Raw genomic sequence first — 16,762 nt, 5'->3', positions numbered from 1 at the left:
AACATGGCTAAAGAGAGATATAATGGACCAGAAAAAATTAGCACAATTGCCCTTAGCAGGAACGCTGATCGGCGCATTAATCGCATATTTACTAAGACCGGAAGCTCCACAAGTAGGCAAACTACCATTAGGAGTGGTCATGACAAGGGGAGCAGACCTAACCGGCACAGAGGAGATATTGATACCAATAGCAGAAGCATCATTTAACTATACGATCACAGGTGCAATAATAGGTGCGATAATTGGTATAATAGTATTCTGGATCATGTTCAATAAAATGAACAAATGATATACGATCCAACAGGGCTAATTAACCCACATTAACGATACTACTTTTTGGGAACACCTGACCAACTTGCCGTTCTTTTAAATGATTGAGGTAGTAGGGTTTCCGAAAGGTCCAGACCTCAACAGAACCCATACCAATCAGAACACCACTAACCTTTTTGGAGAACCTTAACTAAAGAGCAATGCACATATTACTGCATATTGCAATAGCCTGAATTTTGATGATGAGAACAGTTATTCGCCATCAATTACTTTCCGATACTGCAACTCACATGCATATAAACAAGCTGCCAGCTTCTTGTCCTTCAGGTCGTTCACAGTTTCCTTTAGCCCAAGCTTTGAACATTCCTCATAGACCTTACAGACATCACAACAATTAGTACTCACAGGACAAACTCCGGAATCATATCTTTGAAATATATCAGTGAAGGGTAGAACTTAAATTCTACGCTCTTTACAGGAAAATCAGATTATCAGACAATAAAACAGTGAATAAATGCAAGCATACGATCATTAAAAGCAGAAAGATACGACGGGGTAGGTCTACTCCCCCATACATCAGCGTACGGAGGAAAATGCTCCACCATCAAAGACTTGACAGGAAGGATACTTTGCTAAGTGCAAAGACGACGAAAGAACCAACTGCAACATCCTGAAGGTTTAGAGGGATGATGCCACCAGGATTCGTAAGTACATAAATGATCAGTGTTGCTATTCCTGCAAATGCAAAAGCTCCAATAATAACATCTTCCATTTCTACCATTTTTTATCACGCTCAATGAGGGGGCTAAGCATGCGACAGAGGTTGAAAAGTCAACCGGTATCGTATATACACAAACCGCGACTCGTTTTGTTATTTAGAAGTGTTTTTTCCTAAAAGATAATGTTGTATATATAGGTTTCGATTTGATCGAAGGACAATACCTTTAAAGACTAAAAAAAAGTAGACTGAAACGGTAAATAACACTTGTAGGAAAAATACAATAAAATCGAATTGCAATTCATTTATGTACAAAAAATAAATAGATATATGAAAAAAAGAGAAATGTGTAGAAAAGGAAGGAGAAGACACGATTTAACCTGAACGCAAATCAGGCTGAAACGTTAACTTCTCCTGCCCCATCCACGGAGTTGTAAAACACAGAATGAACAATATCCCCCAGATCTTCATCCATAAAGGGCTTCGTGAGGTAGCCCTGGTGCCCTACCCGGCTTGCCCTTTCACGCGTAACCTTTGAAGAATCTGCGGTGATGAATACTATAGGGATGCTATATGACTCACGTATCTTCATAGCTGTTTCAACACCATCCATTCCACCCTTTAACCTTATATCCATAAGTATAAGATCAGGGTGGATCGCACCCACCATGGAAATGGCTTCTTTGCCCTTTGAAGCAAAACCAGTTACAGAGTAACCCATTTTCTCAAGTTTCAACTTGATCATCATACCGACGATCATTTCATCTTCAACAACAACTATCTTCTTACTTTTCATAGTAATATCCAGATCATCCCAAACAGGACCATTTTCGTACCCATACCCCAAACATATACCCATTCATGCCGTACTGTAATGCACACCATCGCTCATTACGGACCTCGTCATATTACTGATCATAAGACCGGCTAACGACTTGATCACATCAAGGCTGTCACGATCACCTTCAGGAATAATAAATTCAGAAGATGACGACGCGATCAATAATCCCACAAACCGATGTTCATGATGGATAGGGATAATGGCCGTACCCTGCAAACCCTCATCCTGCATCCGAGCACCTGTAATGAAAGGATATATTTCAGAATAATGCTTGTAAATAGGGAAGCCTTTCTGTGCAAAGTTCACCTGACCGGAATCAGCTCCAAAATAGGAGACACTGTGTACAAATTCATTTGAAAGTCCCTTATGATTCACAAGTACCAGCCCCCCGGTAACCTCGTCAACCACATACAAAGCACAAATATCAATAGCATCGAGCTGAGTGGTCAGCTCAAGAAGGACATCCATTGAGTCCTCCAGATTAACAGGCCAGCTGAGATCGCTTCCCAGCTCATCCTGAATGAACATAAAGTCATCACGTTTTTTCTCATCATTGATATCAACTATCTTCGCCTTCAAATATCGCATAAAACCATCATCGTCATAGATGATCTGCGTCTTCTCACGAACCCACCGGACATCACCATCTGCATTCATTATCCTATATTCCTGCACCAAATCCTCTGTGGAATTATCAGAGTACTTCTGCAGGGCCTTTCTAACCATTTCAAGGTCAGCAGGATGAATAATATCTTCATAGGACAGGCCACCAAGTAAAAAATCATTGGGTTCATAGCCGAAAACACACACATCATCTGATACGGATTCCAGTGGCCACCCATATTCAGACTTCCAGACGAATGAGACCTCAGGCATCTCGTCTTGAAGATCCGGCAAATTTACGATCCCTTTTATCATAGCACCTACCCCATTCAAAAAATTAAATTAATCATATATCAGAATTCTAAATTTTTATCCAAAAAAGATAACCGTTCCCGGAAATATCCGGGAACTATTCAGCAAATAGAGGAGTTGTTTTCTATCACTTCTCCTTTGAAATTGCTGATACCAGACTTACAGCAGCGATCTTATCGACATGAGCCTCGTGCTGTGAGTAGAACCACATTGGAACATAGAGACCAAGCACGCATATTCCGACAATGGTTGAGAACCAGCTACCTTCAACACTGTTAAGGTAGATCACACCGACCAGACAAAGTGGCAGGTTGAAAAGACCGAACAGCAATGCTACGTTCTTCCATCCGGATGGTGCTTTGAATGGCCTCTCAAGACCAGCAAGGTCAGGCCTTGATTTTGCCTTTACGTATGCGAAAAGACTGATACCGTTAGCACAAACATATCCAATTGCTGATGCAGCAAGGATAGCTGATGGAGTACCCATTGAGATCAGGATCAGGTTAAAGATACCGATAACGACCATTGCAAGGATTGGAGTACCGTGTGTATTTGTCTTTGCGAATACTTTAGGAAGGTTTCCTTCAGTTGCCATTGAGTGCATTGCCCTTGAGGAACCAAGGTATGCAGTCTGGATGATCAATACCATTGCTGCAATGAGCATGACAATAGCTACTGTTGAACCGACATCACCAAGTGCTGCCTGTGCAAGTGGAAGCATTGGGTCAATTGGTGCAGCTGCAATACCATCGATACCAAGTACACCGGTAATGGTCATCTGTACAAGGATGTAAGCTACCAGACAGATAGCACCACAGGAGAACAATGCCTTTGGCACATCAGAACCCGGGTTCTTGTATTCAGGACCATAGATAGCTGCAGTTTCCCATGCACAAGCACTCCACTGAGCCATTGCAAAGATACCGAGAAGGATCAGGATATGATGGAAATCCCATGCCCAGTCAGTAGGCAGCCATGTGCTGGTGATGTTAGACATTGCGAAGTCACCGGTTGCATAAGGTGCCAGTGTAATAATTGCCATTGGAATAAGTGAGAAAGCTGCAAGAATATAACCTACAAGCGCACCACTTGAAAGTCCACGGTAGTTAACAAGTATCAATCCACCGAAGATCACAACACCTGCGATCATTGCAAGCTGGTACTCGCTGAAAGTTGCTGCCAGTGAAGGGAACAGGCTGTGGAGATAAAAACCTACAAGGATCGCAAAGATAGCAAGTACAGGGTTCCATGCGAACCAGTAACTCCATGCACTGAATCCACCGATCAATTTACCCTTGTCGTACTTTCCTTCATGGTTAGGTGACTTGAAAACGTTCTGCGCAAATCCAGGCAGACCGGATGCGTTAGGGAAAGTTGTTGCAAGTTCACCATAAGCGAGGTTCTGCATAAATCCCTGGAAAACAGAGAGACCCCATACAATAATAGCAAATGACCATAGATAACTAGCAAAATAACCAATAGATGGCAAGATCAATAAAGGTACACCAATAGCAATAGCCAATCCCTGTTTCCAATCGATCGATCGTTCGAGCTCACCGGCATCACAGACAACTTTAGCACACTGCTCTGCGTGCGCCCAGTCTACGCCAGATCCTTTTTCTTCAGACATACTCCATCACACTCCTTTTATAAAATTTGCTTAAACTAGCAATAAAGAAAAACCGAGATGGACCTGATATCTGTCAGGCCCATATCGGCAATAATGTACGATTAAACCCGGAAGGTTTAAGCGATAGTTTCCCTGAACTTGTCACAGCAGTTGATGTCGATTCCGAGAAGCTTCTCGATGTTCATCTTAGCTGCAATACCCTTTGCACAGCCAGGAACTGATGTGATTACACCAATGTCGAGCTCTTCCCTGAGTTCCCTCATGACATACTCGTCGGAGAGATCTGCGGTTGAAACTCCAACTTTCTTTGCAACGAAGTCCTTTGCTTCGCCGATTCTCATGTTCTTAGCGAACTGCATCCTTGCAACAAGGTCACCAGCTGCCCTGATACCGGTCATACCTGATGCCATGATATGTGCAATTGGCATACCGAGTGGGTCACCGACACCGATCTATATACCATCGACGCCTGCGATCTCGACCATTGCCTTGCTTGCCCTGGTTACTGCATCTATTGGTGGAGTCTCAAGCATTGGGATACCACCGACACCCATACCCATATCTACGTGAACTGGAATTGTTGATGCCTCAACAGCTGCCTTCATGAAGGTAACTGAGCGACCAAGGTTCCATGCGGATGACCTGCTGGTGTTGGTGTTACATACAGGACCGAATATGTTTGCTCCTGCCTTTGCTATAAGTGGTGCCTGCTGGTGTGGCCACAGACCTGCAAGTACTGTACCATCGTACTCAAGCTCTCCGTGCATACCGAGAACAAGTTCTCCTGCCATACCTGCTTCAATGTAGATTCCCGGGAATTCTTTCCTCAATGCTTCGATAGAATGAAGGGATGCATACATGTCACCGTCACCGGCTGCACCGATGGTATCGAAGTTGACACCGTCACAACCAACATTCTGGAGTTTTTGCATGATCCAGGTCATGTCGCGGATACCGTGCTCTGCAGCATGGAAAATAGAGTCCTGTGCTTCGGAGATCTTGAATGCTTTCATAAGATCGCCAGGGTTCTCGAATGGACCATCAGGAGTGTAGTAAAGACCCATGTTTGGCATTGCGCCATAGAGCATAGGAATGATCATATTCTGCTGGCAGGATTCCATTGTCTGGCATTCCTGTGAAATTACTGGTTTGACAGGCTTGTAACTGTAGTCAATATGACCGAGTTCCATTGTGTCTGCACCAAATGCACGCTCGTGCATCATTGAACCAACAAGTCTGCTTGAAGGAATACCTACACCACTGTTACCCTGGTCACCGTCGATCCTGATTGCACCGATATCGTGGGTTACAGGAACTTCCATGCCTGGCTCAACACCAACGATCCTGTTAGGGTTGGTGATAATGTCGAGCATCTTATCCATCTGGTCTTCAGTAAGTGCAGCAATGTCACCGAGATCTGCTGCATCTGCGGAACCTGCTTCGATGTCAGCACGGATATCTTCCTTGCTCATGAAGATCTTTGCGCCGTCACCCATTCTTAAGAAATATTCTGTTGCCATTTTAATAACCCCATAAATTAAAGAAGTAACTCCTTTGCTTTGACTACAGCTTCACTTGCATTTTCTGCATAGCAGTCTGCACCGATCTTCTTTGCCCATGCATCTGTTGCTGGAGCACCACCGACCATGACCTTAACCTTGTCTCTGAGACCGTTCTCCTTGAGAAGTTCAACGACTTCCTTCTGTCCCTGGAGTGTTGTTGTCATAAGTGCGGAGAGACCGACCATGTCAGCATCGGTTTCCTTGATCTTGTCAATGAAATTCTGGAGAGGTACATCTCTGCCAATGTCGTGTACTTCAAAACCTGCTGCCTGGAGCATTGTTGATACAATTGCCTTACCGATATCGTGTACGTCGCCCTCGACAGTACCATTGACAATTACACCGAGCTTTGAAGCAGCTCCACTGCCTGCCATCTCGTCATCCAGTTCTGCGACACCTGAAGACATTGCGTCTGCTGCCATCATAACGTGTGGAAGGAAAAGTTTTCCTCTTTCGAAGAGAACACCAACTTCGTTCATACCTGCTGCAAGACCCTTATCAATGATCTCTACTGCTGGCACATTGCCCTTTGCCTTTGCTACTGCAGCTAATACTTCATCTTTTTTGCAGGACACTACCGCATCGGATAGCTCTTTGAATAATTCCTCGTTTGTCGTGTTACAACCTCCATTAAAGTCGTGGAATATCTACCACATGATTATGGTAGCAGGATTGCTCCTTACCACTAATAGAATGAAGAACCAGAATCATATATAGCATAATTTGCGTTGGAAGTTCGACTGATGTTGGAAATGGAAAAGACCATGAGAAAAGACCAGTGTCATTGGATATTCTAAAGGCATGAGAAATTCCAAAGGCTTTGGTTTATATGCAGATTTGAACATTTATTAAATAATCAAATCCAACAGGCTTCTTTTTTGAAAAAATAATTATTTTACTATAAATTCAGTTCATCCCGAGGAACAACCGAAAGAATCATTAATGTTAATACTGGATTTTATAGAGGAGTTTCGATGAAATCCTCATTAAGTGATACAATATGGCTTTCTGAAAAAAGGAAAAACCTTCTTTTACTGCTCGTTGAGGGACCAAGGAATATCGACCAGATAAAGACGTCCCTGAATGTCACGTCAAAGGCAATGATGCCCCAGATAAAGATACTCAAAGAGCAGGACATGATCATACAGAACGAAAACGATGAGTATGAACTTTCTGATGTTGGCAGGATAATAGTCAGGAATATGAGCCCGTTATTGAAGACACTTGAAGTAATAGAGGAAAACAGGGAGTACTGGGCTACCCGCGACCTTACAGCAATACCCGGACCCCTTGCGTACAGGCTGGGAGAGTTAGGACAATGTATGCTTATAGAACCTGATCTGAATCACATGTTCGACCTTCCTGTCGAATTTACAGAAAACCTGACAAGGTCAAAAGATGTTAAGATGTTTGCATCATATTTCCACCCATTATACCCGGAACTATTTTCAGAGATCATTGAAAAGGGCATTCAATTCGAACTCATCCTTACAGACTCTGTCCTCGATCGAATGAAGAACGATTGCCTCGATCATCTTAAACTGCTCATTTCATCTGATAATACGCAGCTTCATGTATGTGATGATAGTATCAAGCTGACGACCATATCTGTCACAGAACGATTTACTTACATATGCCTCTTCAACAAAGATGGCAGATACGACCACCGGAAGATCATGAGCTTTGATGATAGTGCACGCATCTGGGGTGAAGAATTGTTCTCATATTATCAGGAACGATCCCGTGAGTTGAAAGATATCTAATAAGGAACAAACAATATGGCTTTGAGAAAAATAGAATGGAAAAACGTACCACTCAGGTCTAAATTGATCCTTTTTATCGTAATAGGTGTCTTGCTGGTACTTGTAACATCAACTGCTGTCATCATATCCACTGTTACCAATCAGGAAGTAGATCTTGCATATGAGCAATCCATCGAAAAATCAAGAGGTTACGCTAACCAGTTCGATGTTGATATGCGAAAGAACCATGCAATAGGTAAGACGATCGCAAATTCAATGGCTGCATACGAAACTGCTGACAGGGACGAGGTCAATGAAATATTGAAAGAAATAGCAGTCGAGAACCCGGACCTCCTTGGAACATATGTTTGTTATGAACCAAATGCCTTTGATGGCAATGACATCACTTTTGTAGATACACAGGGGCATGATTCCACAGGAAGGTTCATCCCGTATTGGAACAGGATCAACGGTGACCTTCAACTTGACCCACTGCTAAATTATGATACTTCCGATTACTACCAGTTACCAAAGATACTGAAGGAAGACCAGATCATTGATCCTTACTTCTACGAAGGAGTCTTCATAGTAAGTTATGTAACCCCCATAATAAAGGAAGGGAAATTTATCGGCATCGGTGGCGTGGATGTTTCCCTTACCTACCTTGATGAAGTGGTAAGTGAAGTGAAGGCATTCGACACAGGATATGCATTCATGACAGGAAATACAGGCATCCTTGTCTCACAACCCGAACAGAAGGACTGGATCGGTTACAAGACACTCTATGATTTTGATGTCCCGGAAATAACCACCATGGCAGATGACATCAAAGTAGGAGAGGGAGGATATATAGATACTATCGATCCTACCACAGGAAAAGAGGTAGTAATGTTCTATGAACCGATCAAGACCGGCGATTTTTCATTTATACTTGTAGTTCCAAAGGAGGAGATGCTTGCAGGTGTTGTTGAGCTTCGTAACAACCTCATTGTGATCTCCACCATATCCATCATTTTCATGACCGGGCTTGCAGCACTTATTGCAGGCTTTGTCACAAGACCCATCAATGCTATCGTAGCCAGCTTTAAGGACGTTTCCGATGCAGCAGTAGGAGGGAAAATATATGCCCGAGCTGATACCGAAGTAGATATCGATTTCAAGGACATACCCCTGGGTTTGAACGAGATCCTTGACGCCTTCACCAAACCAATGGCTGACACCATGCGTGTGGCCAACGGCCTTGCAAAAGGAGAACTTGAAACACGTATCGCCCCCGGTCTTAAAGGTGACTTCAAAGATCTGGGAGATACCCTCGACAGGTTTGCTGAAAAGCTCAATAACATTATTGATGAATCCAATTCAGTACTAATGGCTTTCCAGAGAGAAGATTTTACACACCAGATCAGTATCAAAGGGGAAGGCGACTTCAAGATACTTACTGATGGTATTGAAGAAACAAGGCAGGCCCTATATAAGATCACTAGCGAACAGAAAAAGGCCAAGCAGGAATTAATAAAGTATGCGGAAGAGCTTGAACACTCCAATCAGATGAAGGAAGAGATGGAGCATGTCATCGAGAACAGCCCTGTTGTCGTATTCAAATGGAAGCCAGAAAAAGGATGGCCTATTGAGTTCGTATCCAAGAACATTTCACAGTTTGGTTACTCACTTGAAGATTTTGAATCAGGTAAAGTAAAGTATGGAGATATTGTCCACCCACAGGACCTTGCACGAGTCGAAGCCGAACTGCAAAGAAGATGTGATGAGGGATACAGCAAGTTCAACATCGAATATCGGATCCTGACCAAATACGGTACTGTCCTCTGGGCAGATGAGAGGACATTCATACGCCGTGATGAAGATGGAAATGTGAACTACCTGCAAGGGATCATTGTAAACATTGATGAAAGAAAACGTGCTGAAGAGGCTCTTATAAAGATAGAGGATATTCGCAAGAAAGAGATCCATCATCGCATAAAGAATAACCTGCAGGTAATATCCACATTACTATACCTGGAATCTGATAAATTCAAGGATAAAAAGGTAAAGGAAGCTTTCAGGGATAGTCAGGACAGGGTCAGAACAATGGCACTTGTTCATGAAAAACTATACCAGTCAGAGGATATGGAAAGCATTGACTTTGCAGACTATACAAAGAATTTAATTAATTACCTGTCACAGTCATACGTTGTCGGGGACCGGGATATAAAAATTGATCTGAAAGTGGAAGATATTTTCCTGAACATGGATACAGCAGTGCCACTAGGGATCATTATCAATGAACTTGTTTCAAACTCACTGAAGTATGCTTTCAAAGACAAAGGAGAGAAGGGGATTATATCAGTAGACATAAAGCATTCAGGAGACGACTTCACACTAACTGTCTGCGATAACGGATGTGGAATACCTGAAGATATTGACTTCAGAGATACCGAATCCCTTGGACTTCAGCTTGTGACGAATCTGGTCGAGCAGATCGATGGAACGATCACGCTTGATAAAGAGACTGGTACAAAGTTCACAATAATATTTACAGAAGAAAAATATGATATATGAGAGGGAATTAATGACTCAAACTAAGATCCTGGTCGTAGAAGATGAAAAAATTGTTGCCTTAGGTATCAAGAAGATGCTGAAGAATATGGGATACCTTGTCCCCAGCATCGCATCTTCCGGAAAAGAAGCCATCAGTAAAGCAGAGATCACATTTCCGGATCTTGTTTTGATGGACATAATGTTAAAAGGAGATATGGATGGTGTCGAAGCTGCTGAACAGATCCGACAGCTTTTCGATGTTCCCGTAGTCTACCTTACAGCATATTCCGATGAAAAGATACTGGCCCGAGCTAAAAGGACAAAACCTTATGGCTATATTATCAAGCCTTTCGAAGAAAACAGCCTCCATGCCACCATAGAGCTTGCACTCCACAATTATAGAGTGGAAAAAGGACTTGAAGAAACTTGAAGATGACCAGTTATTAAAAATGGTGCGTTGATACACACATCCAGATTAAAGATGGATGCTTTGATAATATATATTGAAATTAAAAAGGAAGCATCACAACATACGTTGCGATGCATTAGAATATAATTATTTCTTGAATTCAGTGTATCCGCATTTACCACAGGTAAGTCTGTCCTTGTGGTCTGCAAGATATACACCATCGCCACAGCGTGGGCAGAACTGCCTGAGCCTTTCGATGGAATCGCCGGTAACTTTGTAGTAGTCTTTAACTGCCATTATGATCACTCACTGTCTGCTTCTTCAGCTGGTTCTTCAGATGCTTCGTCTTCGACAACTTCAGGTTCTGGAAGTTCGTTCCTCTTAAGGACATATTCCTTCTCTACAACCTTCATGCGATCTGCATCTTCGTAGATCTTTGCGTATCCTTCAGCTGCAGATATACCGTAGCTGTTATCGAACTTCTGGAGAATGACGAGCTCAAGTGGCACGTTAAGCATTGCAGCCAGTCTGTTCTTTACATCGATCCTTGAAGGTGTTGCACCCTCAAATGTAGCATCGAACTTCACTTCCCTTCTGTTGAGAAGTGCGTTGTTTTTATCTTCTGTGATATTAATATCCATTTAATTTCCTCCGCACATTATTGAACTGTTCTTTATGATCTTGTTTTTCAAGAATTTTATCAAATAGATCTTTTATTTCTGCTTTTTTGGATTCTGTGACCCTTACAAGCATTACACCTTTATCCGGTTGCCCATACATGATAACCGAACCTATAGGTGCCATCATCATCGCAGGTAAAGCGGCAAGATCCTCTTCGCCTTTTACGAATATCCGGACATTCTGATCGGACACTACTGCATCGCCTATCACAGAGATCAATTCTTCGGAGATAACACCAGCAGGATTATCAACTGAAATTTCAGTAAATCCCTGATGTTTCGTACCATCGACGACCTGTGAGGAAGCCGGTGCTCTTTTCGTCCTGTCGTCCACGATCAGTACATCTGGAATGATGTTTGATTCGAGCAAGTGGAAAGTAGTAACATCACCCACAGATATAAGTTTTGTGGGATTCCCGAGATCCTTTACCGAGCTTCTGACGGCATCACCGCCAGCACCTTCATACAGGATACCAAAAGGTTCCCGAAAAAGATGACGAAGACTCTCCGGTAAAAGGATCTGTAAACCCAAAATTACCGCACCTTCAAAGCATATTTGTCGGCAACTGTCACGCCGATCATCTCTGCGATCTTAGATCGCTGAGGATCCACGATAATAACAAGTCCGCTCCAGTCAGCGCTCAAATTGCTTGAACCACAGACAGGACAGGTCTGACCTGTTACCAACCTGTGACATTCACGACATACCTGATCTACCATTATAGATACACTCCGGTTTACTCATTAGATTCATCGGATTTTGGCTTGCGTGCATCTTCCAGCCATTCCAGCCTTCCAAGAGCATGCTGGCGCATGGTCAATCCGATCTTACTGTCCCTTGGCTCTCTTTCGTTAGTGCTTACAGCAACTATACGAGCACGTACCTTGTCACCTTCTGAAAGGGTACGATCTCCGTTCTTGCTAAGTAGCCTGCCGTTCTTACCATCATATGACATGAAGTCGTCAGTGACCTGGCTTACGTGTAAAAGACCATCCATGGCACCTATGCTAACAAAAGCACCGAATTCAACTGTCTCGACTACAAGTCCTTCAATGACTTCCTGAAGCTGTGGGATGAACACAATAGCATCGAAAACAACGTCGTAATAGACCGCTCCGTCACCAACAAGGATATGACCTTCTCCAACTTCTTCAATATCCGTGACCGCAACAATTGCACCAAGCGTCTTATCGACCCTGCCCTCAAGTTTCTCCTTTAGTGCATCCTTCACACTGACCCCAACATCCTCACCCAAAAGGCGGGGAGCCACACGGACCGTGTCCGCAAGTTTCATCCTTTTATACATATCTCGATCTCCAATATGCCCTGCATTAATCTAAACTGCCACTATAATTGTAATATGAAATGATGATCATGTTATATCCAAACGACTCTTCTGGCGCAAACGCACAACGGTCACATCCACTTCCTTCAGACGTTTGACCAAACCGACATCATTGGTCAAAACCGCCGCCCCTGTATCAAGAGCCAGCTGAAGGATGACATCATCAGCACTTCCTGTACGTTCAACAATGGTACATCTGTCTGATAATGATAGTGCAACCTTTGCCGCTGTTCTGTTCTCACCCTTATACCTTTTGACCAGGATCTTTATCTCATTTATGACCGCCTGGGGAACAATGAGCTCATCATAGCCCAGACGTTTTAGTTCTGTGAAGATATCGACCTTGAACTGAACTGGTATCATTAAACCGTTCGTATCTATTATAACCTTCAAGCCTTAATGACTCCCACGCCTATTAGCCTCCAACGGGAACCAACACGCCTGCTGATAGCAACCATAGAGCCAACTTCAGCACAGACCGGCCTCTTGAGCTTGGTCTCAGCAACATTTTCCCTGGCACTTGTTACAATACCAACAGTAGTAGCAGTTCCAACATTGAGCATCAGTGGTTCACTGGTCTTGATCTTACCGATCTCGATCGGTTCATCATCTGAAATACCAACCACACGTTCAAGAAGCTTAAGGTCCAGAGTGAATGAATCATGGGTAGGAGGTAATGTATCAGGTGCACCTGCAACCTGACCTGTGAGTGAATCACTCTTTGTGATACTTGGGTCAAGTCCTGTACCTAATGCAAGCAGTCCTCCCGGAGTTGCCTCTTCTACCTTGTCGCTTCCTGCAGCGATCATATTGATAGTAGTAAATATAGGCTCCCAGTGAATAGCATTCTCGCTTTCCACCTTGCGTCCCGGACGGATCTCAAGCTCATCACCCGGATGCAAAGAACCAGCTGTAAGCGTTCCACCGATGACCCCACCTGCGATCTTATCGATAGATGATCCAGGCTTGTTGATGTCAAAGGACCTTGCAATAAGCATGTGTGCAGGCTTGTCAAGTTTCTGCACAGGCGTTGGGATCATTTCGTTCATTGCATCGATCAGCACATCGATATTGATGTTCTGCTGTGCAGAGATAGGAACAACAGGTGCATTCTCAGCGACTGTTCCCTTTACGAACTCCTTGATCTGATGATAATGCTCGATGACCTTCTCCTTTGGAACAAGGTCGATCTTGTTCTGGACGATAACAATGTTCTCGATACCAATGATATTCAAGGCCATAAGATGCTCTTTTGTCTGTGGCTGCGGGCATTCCTCGTTCGCAGCGATCACAAGGATAGCACCATCCATGATAGCAGCACCTGAAAGCATTGTGGCCATCAATGTCTCGTGACCAGGGGAATCCACAAAAGATACGGTCCTCATATCCTCGGTCTTTTCACCACAGTGTTCACATTTCTTGGCTACAGTATAGCACTGGGGTTCGGGGCAAGTTGGACATTTCCTGAAGGTAGTATCCGCATACCCTAACCTGATCGAAATACCACGCTTCAACTCTTCACTATGAGTATCGGTCCATACTCCAGATAACGCGCTTACAAGCGTCGTTTTCCCATGATCGACATGACCTACCATGCCAATATTAACACAAGGCTGACTCAATTTTTGATTTCCCTCCCTATCGGGCTAAAATAAAAGTGTGATCTAATATAATTATACGAATTCAACGTAACTACTCTGAAGTTTGTGATACCATGTCATTCCTAATATATAAGTGATTTCAACCATTATAATATCATACCATGTTAGTACGGATCTAAAAAGATCAGGAATAGCATAAAGAACACGAATCCTGCCAATAAAAAGAAAACGATGAGAGAAATGATCACTCATCGTTGCTGTTATTTGAAGACCTGCTGCGATAAACAAAATAAGCCCCACCAGCGATCACTATTAACAGTACTGCGCCAATAATGATCCCGGTCATGCCGGAGCCACTGTCATTTGCAGATGCAGGGAGAATTTCAGTCTTGATCTTCACCGTGTCCGAGATACTGTCATGCCCGTCAGTATCCTCATACTTGATCTCACTGTTCAGTGCATAAGCCTTCGGTACTGCAAGATCATCGACCTTTAGTTTGAACACTGCAACAGTGCTCTCGCCGGAATCAAGTGTACCCAGGAATGCCTGGTCATCGGTAGTACTGAACGGATCAGCAGCACTTATCCTCACAATCGCATCCTTTGCAGGAAGATCACCCACATTCTCAAAGGTAACATATAGCAGACCTTCGGTGTCAGGATATAGGTCACCGGATACATTCGTTACCTCGAACCTTGCCTCATCCTTCACAAATATATCAAAGGTAGTGTTCTGCCCACCTACATCATACCAGAGTCCGACCTCCATATTAGTAATTCCAAGATCGGTCTCATTGTCGCCATTTATCTGGACATTCTTCTGATATCCATAGTAGAGATCAAGGCGCATAGGGTAGCTACCCGACTCCGCATTCTTTGAGATCTCTACATTGAACCTGACAGGAGATTCGGTCTTCTGCCCAGATACAAGAGTACCTGCTTCCTGGGGACCGGACTTTACTTTGATAGCAGGGTCAAGAGGGGTCAGGATAGCAACGATACCGATAGCTGTCGTTCGCTGTGATTCATAGGACATTTCGGTTCTCTGCAACTTCTGCTCCAGCTGAGTAAGGTAGAAATCATCTTCCTCCGACCTGAAACCTGTGATCAGACCCTTGTTCATCAGATCGAGGTTCAGTGTAACGGTATCACCACGTTCGAACTCATTATCACCAATGAGGGTCGCAGTCACATCGGGACCACCAAATACGGTATAATAGTTCTCACCAAAATTAAAGAAATCAGGTAGTTCCGCATTAGCTGCCGTAAACTCACCATTCGATGGAAGTGTAGACTCTGCGTGTACCGGTGCTGCAAAAAGCAACAATACAGCAAGTGAGGCCATAATTGGCAAAGCGTATCTGGAATCTGTCATTTTAAACATAATTAATCCTCTTCATAGTTTTAATTTGATAATTTTCAATGTATTACTTTTTGCCGTTCATCTTCCGTATCGTATTGTATCCCATGTAAGCTCCTATCAGAAGTATTCCTGCAAGTGCCAGCGTCGTTATGCTGATACTTGCCTTTCTTGACTTAAGAGGGACCTCGACAATAATGTTGTCCGAGAACTGTATTTCACCGTCCTCATCACAATACTTGATCTCACTATCAATTCCGTAATTCTTCTCAACTGCAGAGATCTCCGCAGCAAGATCAAATGATGCGGTCTTACTTTCTCCCGGTCCGATATTGCCCAGGTTTACAACTGACCTGTCAGAACTCAACGGTTTCATCACAATAATCCGAGCAAAAGCATCAGCTGCTTCGACCTCACCCACATTTGTGTAAGTAACATTAATGGTACCTGACTGTCCGGATGTAAGCTCACCATCCACTTCGGATACTACGAACTTTGCAGCTGGTTCGATCACTAGAGGAATCTGAAGGGTAGTGTTCCTTGTCTTGTAGAATGTGGTATGGTCAAGCTCAGGCAACCCAAGCCTTACAGTACTACCATCAGTCATCTCGACCTGACTCTGGAACTCATAACTGACAGGCATCAAAAGCATGTAATTTCCTGCAGGAGCATTGTCAGAGATAGTTATAGTAAACGACATCGGATCATCCGGCAACACTCCGGGGTATAGACTATCAAGTGTCCGGACACTTGTGGTGGGGTCGACCTCGATATAGTCTGTGGTCGAGACCATCTCAGCCTTAACCCCAAAAGCAGTAGTCCTCAATGACTCATATTCGATCTCCTTTAAAGACAGTGCATGTTCTCCATTATTTGTATCCACATCAGTCTTAGCCTTGAAACCGTACAGTACACCTCTGTTCGAGAGAACAATGCGGACCTGTGCAGTCTCGCCTCTCTCAAACTCGGTGTCTCCGAGAACGGAAGCATAGAGGTCCGGTTCACCGTAGGCATCATAATAATTGGTAGAGAATTCAGAGTTGGGCTGTATGAACTCTTTTGCTCCGGCAGCAGGGGATACGACCGTGACCGCAAATAGAGCTGCAGTCAGCAGAACAGCCATCACAACTGCTGAATTCACATATCTGTTTTT

19 protein-coding genes and 1 pseudogene are annotated in these 16,762 nt (G+C 43.6%); 4 read left to right on the top strand and 16 right to left on the bottom strand.

From position 1 onward, the window contains the following. Positions 1 to 22 precede the first annotated feature (22 nt). Positions 23 to 289 (top strand): hypothetical protein, encoded by a 267-nt coding sequence (locus E7X57_RS04850; RefSeq protein ID WP_135611078.1) that lies wholly within the window; start codon positions 23 to 25, stop codon positions 287 to 289. A 233-nt stretch (positions 290 to 522) separates the two neighbouring features. Here E7X57_RS04850 and E7X57_RS12425 read toward each other — a convergent pair whose 3' ends face one another. From E7X57_RS12425 to mtbC, 7 genes and pseudogenes are all read right to left on the bottom strand, one after another. Next, positions 523 to 675, bottom strand: a complete 153-nt coding sequence (locus E7X57_RS12425; RefSeq protein WP_167880894.1) for a hypothetical protein — start codon at positions 673 to 675, stop codon at positions 523 to 525. 199 nt (positions 676 to 874) lie between these two features. Further along, positions 875 to 1,051, bottom strand: coding sequence for a hypothetical protein (locus E7X57_RS12420; protein WP_167880893.1), 177 nt, complete (start codon positions 1,049 to 1,051; stop codon positions 875 to 877). 328 nt (positions 1,052 to 1,379) lie between these two features. Continuing rightward, positions 1,380 to 1,835 carry a response regulator gene (locus E7X57_RS04845; RefSeq protein WP_244603601.1) on the bottom strand — a complete coding sequence of 152 codons (456 nt, stop codon included), beginning with the start codon at positions 1,833 to 1,835 and terminating at the stop codon, positions 1,380 to 1,382. A 12-nt stretch (positions 1,836 to 1,847) separates the two neighbouring features. Continuing rightward, positions 1,848 to 2,747 (bottom strand): GAF domain-containing protein, encoded by a 900-nt coding sequence (locus tag E7X57_RS04840; protein ID WP_135611076.1) that lies wholly within the window; start codon positions 2,745 to 2,747, stop codon positions 1,848 to 1,850. Positions 2,748 to 2,871: 124 nt separating this feature from the next. Then, positions 2,872 to 4,374 carry an APC family permease gene (locus E7X57_RS04835; RefSeq protein WP_135611074.1) on the bottom strand — a complete coding sequence of 501 codons (1,503 nt, stop codon included), beginning with the start codon at positions 4,372 to 4,374 and terminating at the stop codon, positions 2,872 to 2,874. A 116-nt stretch (positions 4,375 to 4,490) separates the two neighbouring features. Further along, positions 4,491 to 5,894: pseudogene (gene mtbB, locus E7X57_RS04830) on the bottom strand ([dimethylamine--corrinoid protein] Co-methyltransferase). 17 nt (positions 5,895 to 5,911) lie between these two features. Then, on the bottom strand, positions 5,912 to 6,583 hold the full coding sequence (mtbC, locus tag E7X57_RS04825) for a dimethylamine corrinoid protein MtbC (protein ID WP_135611072.1): 672 nt from the start codon (positions 6,581 to 6,583) through the stop codon (positions 5,912 to 5,914). A 327-nt stretch (positions 6,584 to 6,910) separates the two neighbouring features. On the opposite strand from mtbC, the gene E7X57_RS04820 reads away from it, so the two are divergent. From E7X57_RS04820 to E7X57_RS04810, 3 genes are read left to right on the top strand one after another with little or no spacing between them, the layout of a single operon-like run. Next, the gene (locus E7X57_RS04820; RefSeq protein ID WP_135611070.1) at positions 6,911 to 7,699 is read left to right on the top strand and encodes a winged helix-turn-helix domain-containing protein; all 789 of its coding nucleotides are present in this window, start codon (positions 6,911 to 6,913) and stop codon (positions 7,697 to 7,699) included. Between the two features lie 15 nt (positions 7,700 to 7,714). Further along, entirely contained in the window at positions 7,715 to 10,234 is a 2,520-nt protein-coding gene (locus E7X57_RS04815) for a histidine kinase dimerization/phosphoacceptor domain -containing protein (protein ID WP_244603599.1), read from the top strand. A gap of 10 nt (positions 10,235 to 10,244) precedes the next feature. Beyond that, on the top strand, positions 10,245 to 10,643 hold the full coding sequence (locus E7X57_RS04810; protein WP_135611068.1) for a response regulator: 399 nt from the start codon (positions 10,245 to 10,247) through the stop codon (positions 10,641 to 10,643). A 126-nt stretch (positions 10,644 to 10,769) separates the two neighbouring features. Here E7X57_RS04810 and E7X57_RS04805 read toward each other — a convergent pair whose 3' ends face one another. From E7X57_RS04805 to E7X57_RS04765, 9 genes are all read right to left on the bottom strand, one after another. Next, a complete protein-coding gene (locus tag E7X57_RS04805) occupies positions 10,770 to 10,919 on the bottom strand; it encodes a 30S ribosomal protein S27ae (protein WP_048193869.1) in 150 nt (49 codons plus the stop codon). 5 nt (positions 10,920 to 10,924) lie between these two features. Further along, on the bottom strand, positions 10,925 to 11,263 hold the full coding sequence (locus E7X57_RS04800; RefSeq protein ID WP_135611066.1) for a 30S ribosomal protein S24e: 339 nt from the start codon (positions 11,261 to 11,263) through the stop codon (positions 10,925 to 10,927). Next, positions 11,253 to 11,834, bottom strand: coding sequence for a GTP-dependent dephospho-CoA kinase family protein (locus E7X57_RS04795; protein ID WP_135611063.1), 582 nt, complete (start codon positions 11,832 to 11,834; stop codon positions 11,253 to 11,255). The genes E7X57_RS04800 and E7X57_RS04795 overlap by 11 nt, the downstream gene beginning before the upstream one ends. 2 nt (positions 11,835 to 11,836) lie before the next feature. Next, the gene (gene spt4, locus E7X57_RS04790) at positions 11,837 to 12,022 is read right to left on the bottom strand and encodes a transcription elongation factor subunit Spt4 (RefSeq protein ID WP_048193751.1); all 186 of its coding nucleotides are present in this window, start codon (positions 12,020 to 12,022) and stop codon (positions 11,837 to 11,839) included. Between the two features lie 17 nt (positions 12,023 to 12,039). Beyond that, positions 12,040 to 12,609 (bottom strand): DNA-directed RNA polymerase, encoded by a 570-nt coding sequence (locus E7X57_RS04785; RefSeq protein WP_135611061.1) that lies wholly within the window; start codon positions 12,607 to 12,609, stop codon positions 12,040 to 12,042. Positions 12,610 to 12,675: 66 nt separating this feature from the next. Continuing rightward, positions 12,676 to 13,041 carry a DNA-binding protein gene (locus E7X57_RS04780; protein ID WP_135611059.1) on the bottom strand — a complete coding sequence of 122 codons (366 nt, stop codon included), beginning with the start codon at positions 13,039 to 13,041 and terminating at the stop codon, positions 12,676 to 12,678. Continuing rightward, a complete protein-coding gene (locus tag E7X57_RS04775) occupies positions 13,038 to 14,270 on the bottom strand; it encodes a translation initiation factor IF-2 subunit gamma (protein WP_135611057.1) in 1,233 nt (410 codons plus the stop codon). Before E7X57_RS04775 ends, E7X57_RS04780 begins: the two co-directional genes overlap by 4 nt. A gap of 223 nt (positions 14,271 to 14,493) precedes the next feature. Beyond that, entirely contained in the window at positions 14,494 to 15,633 is a 1,140-nt protein-coding gene (locus tag E7X57_RS04770; RefSeq protein ID WP_135611055.1) for a COG1361 S-layer family protein, read from the bottom strand. Between the two features lie 43 nt (positions 15,634 to 15,676). Continuing rightward, the gene (locus E7X57_RS04765; protein ID WP_244603598.1) at positions 15,677 to 16,750 is read right to left on the bottom strand and encodes a COG1361 S-layer family protein; all 1,074 of its coding nucleotides are present in this window, start codon (positions 16,748 to 16,750) and stop codon (positions 15,677 to 15,679) included. Positions 16,751 to 16,762: the final 12 nt, after the last annotated feature.

The sequence above is a fragment of the Methanococcoides sp. AM1 genome (assembly GCF_900774055.1).
Classification (GTDB): Archaea; Halobacteriota; Methanosarcinia; order Methanosarcinales; family Methanosarcinaceae; genus Methanococcoides.
The sequence above is the reverse complement of the archived record's forward strand: the minus strand, read 5'-3'. Positions and strand labels throughout refer to the sequence as shown.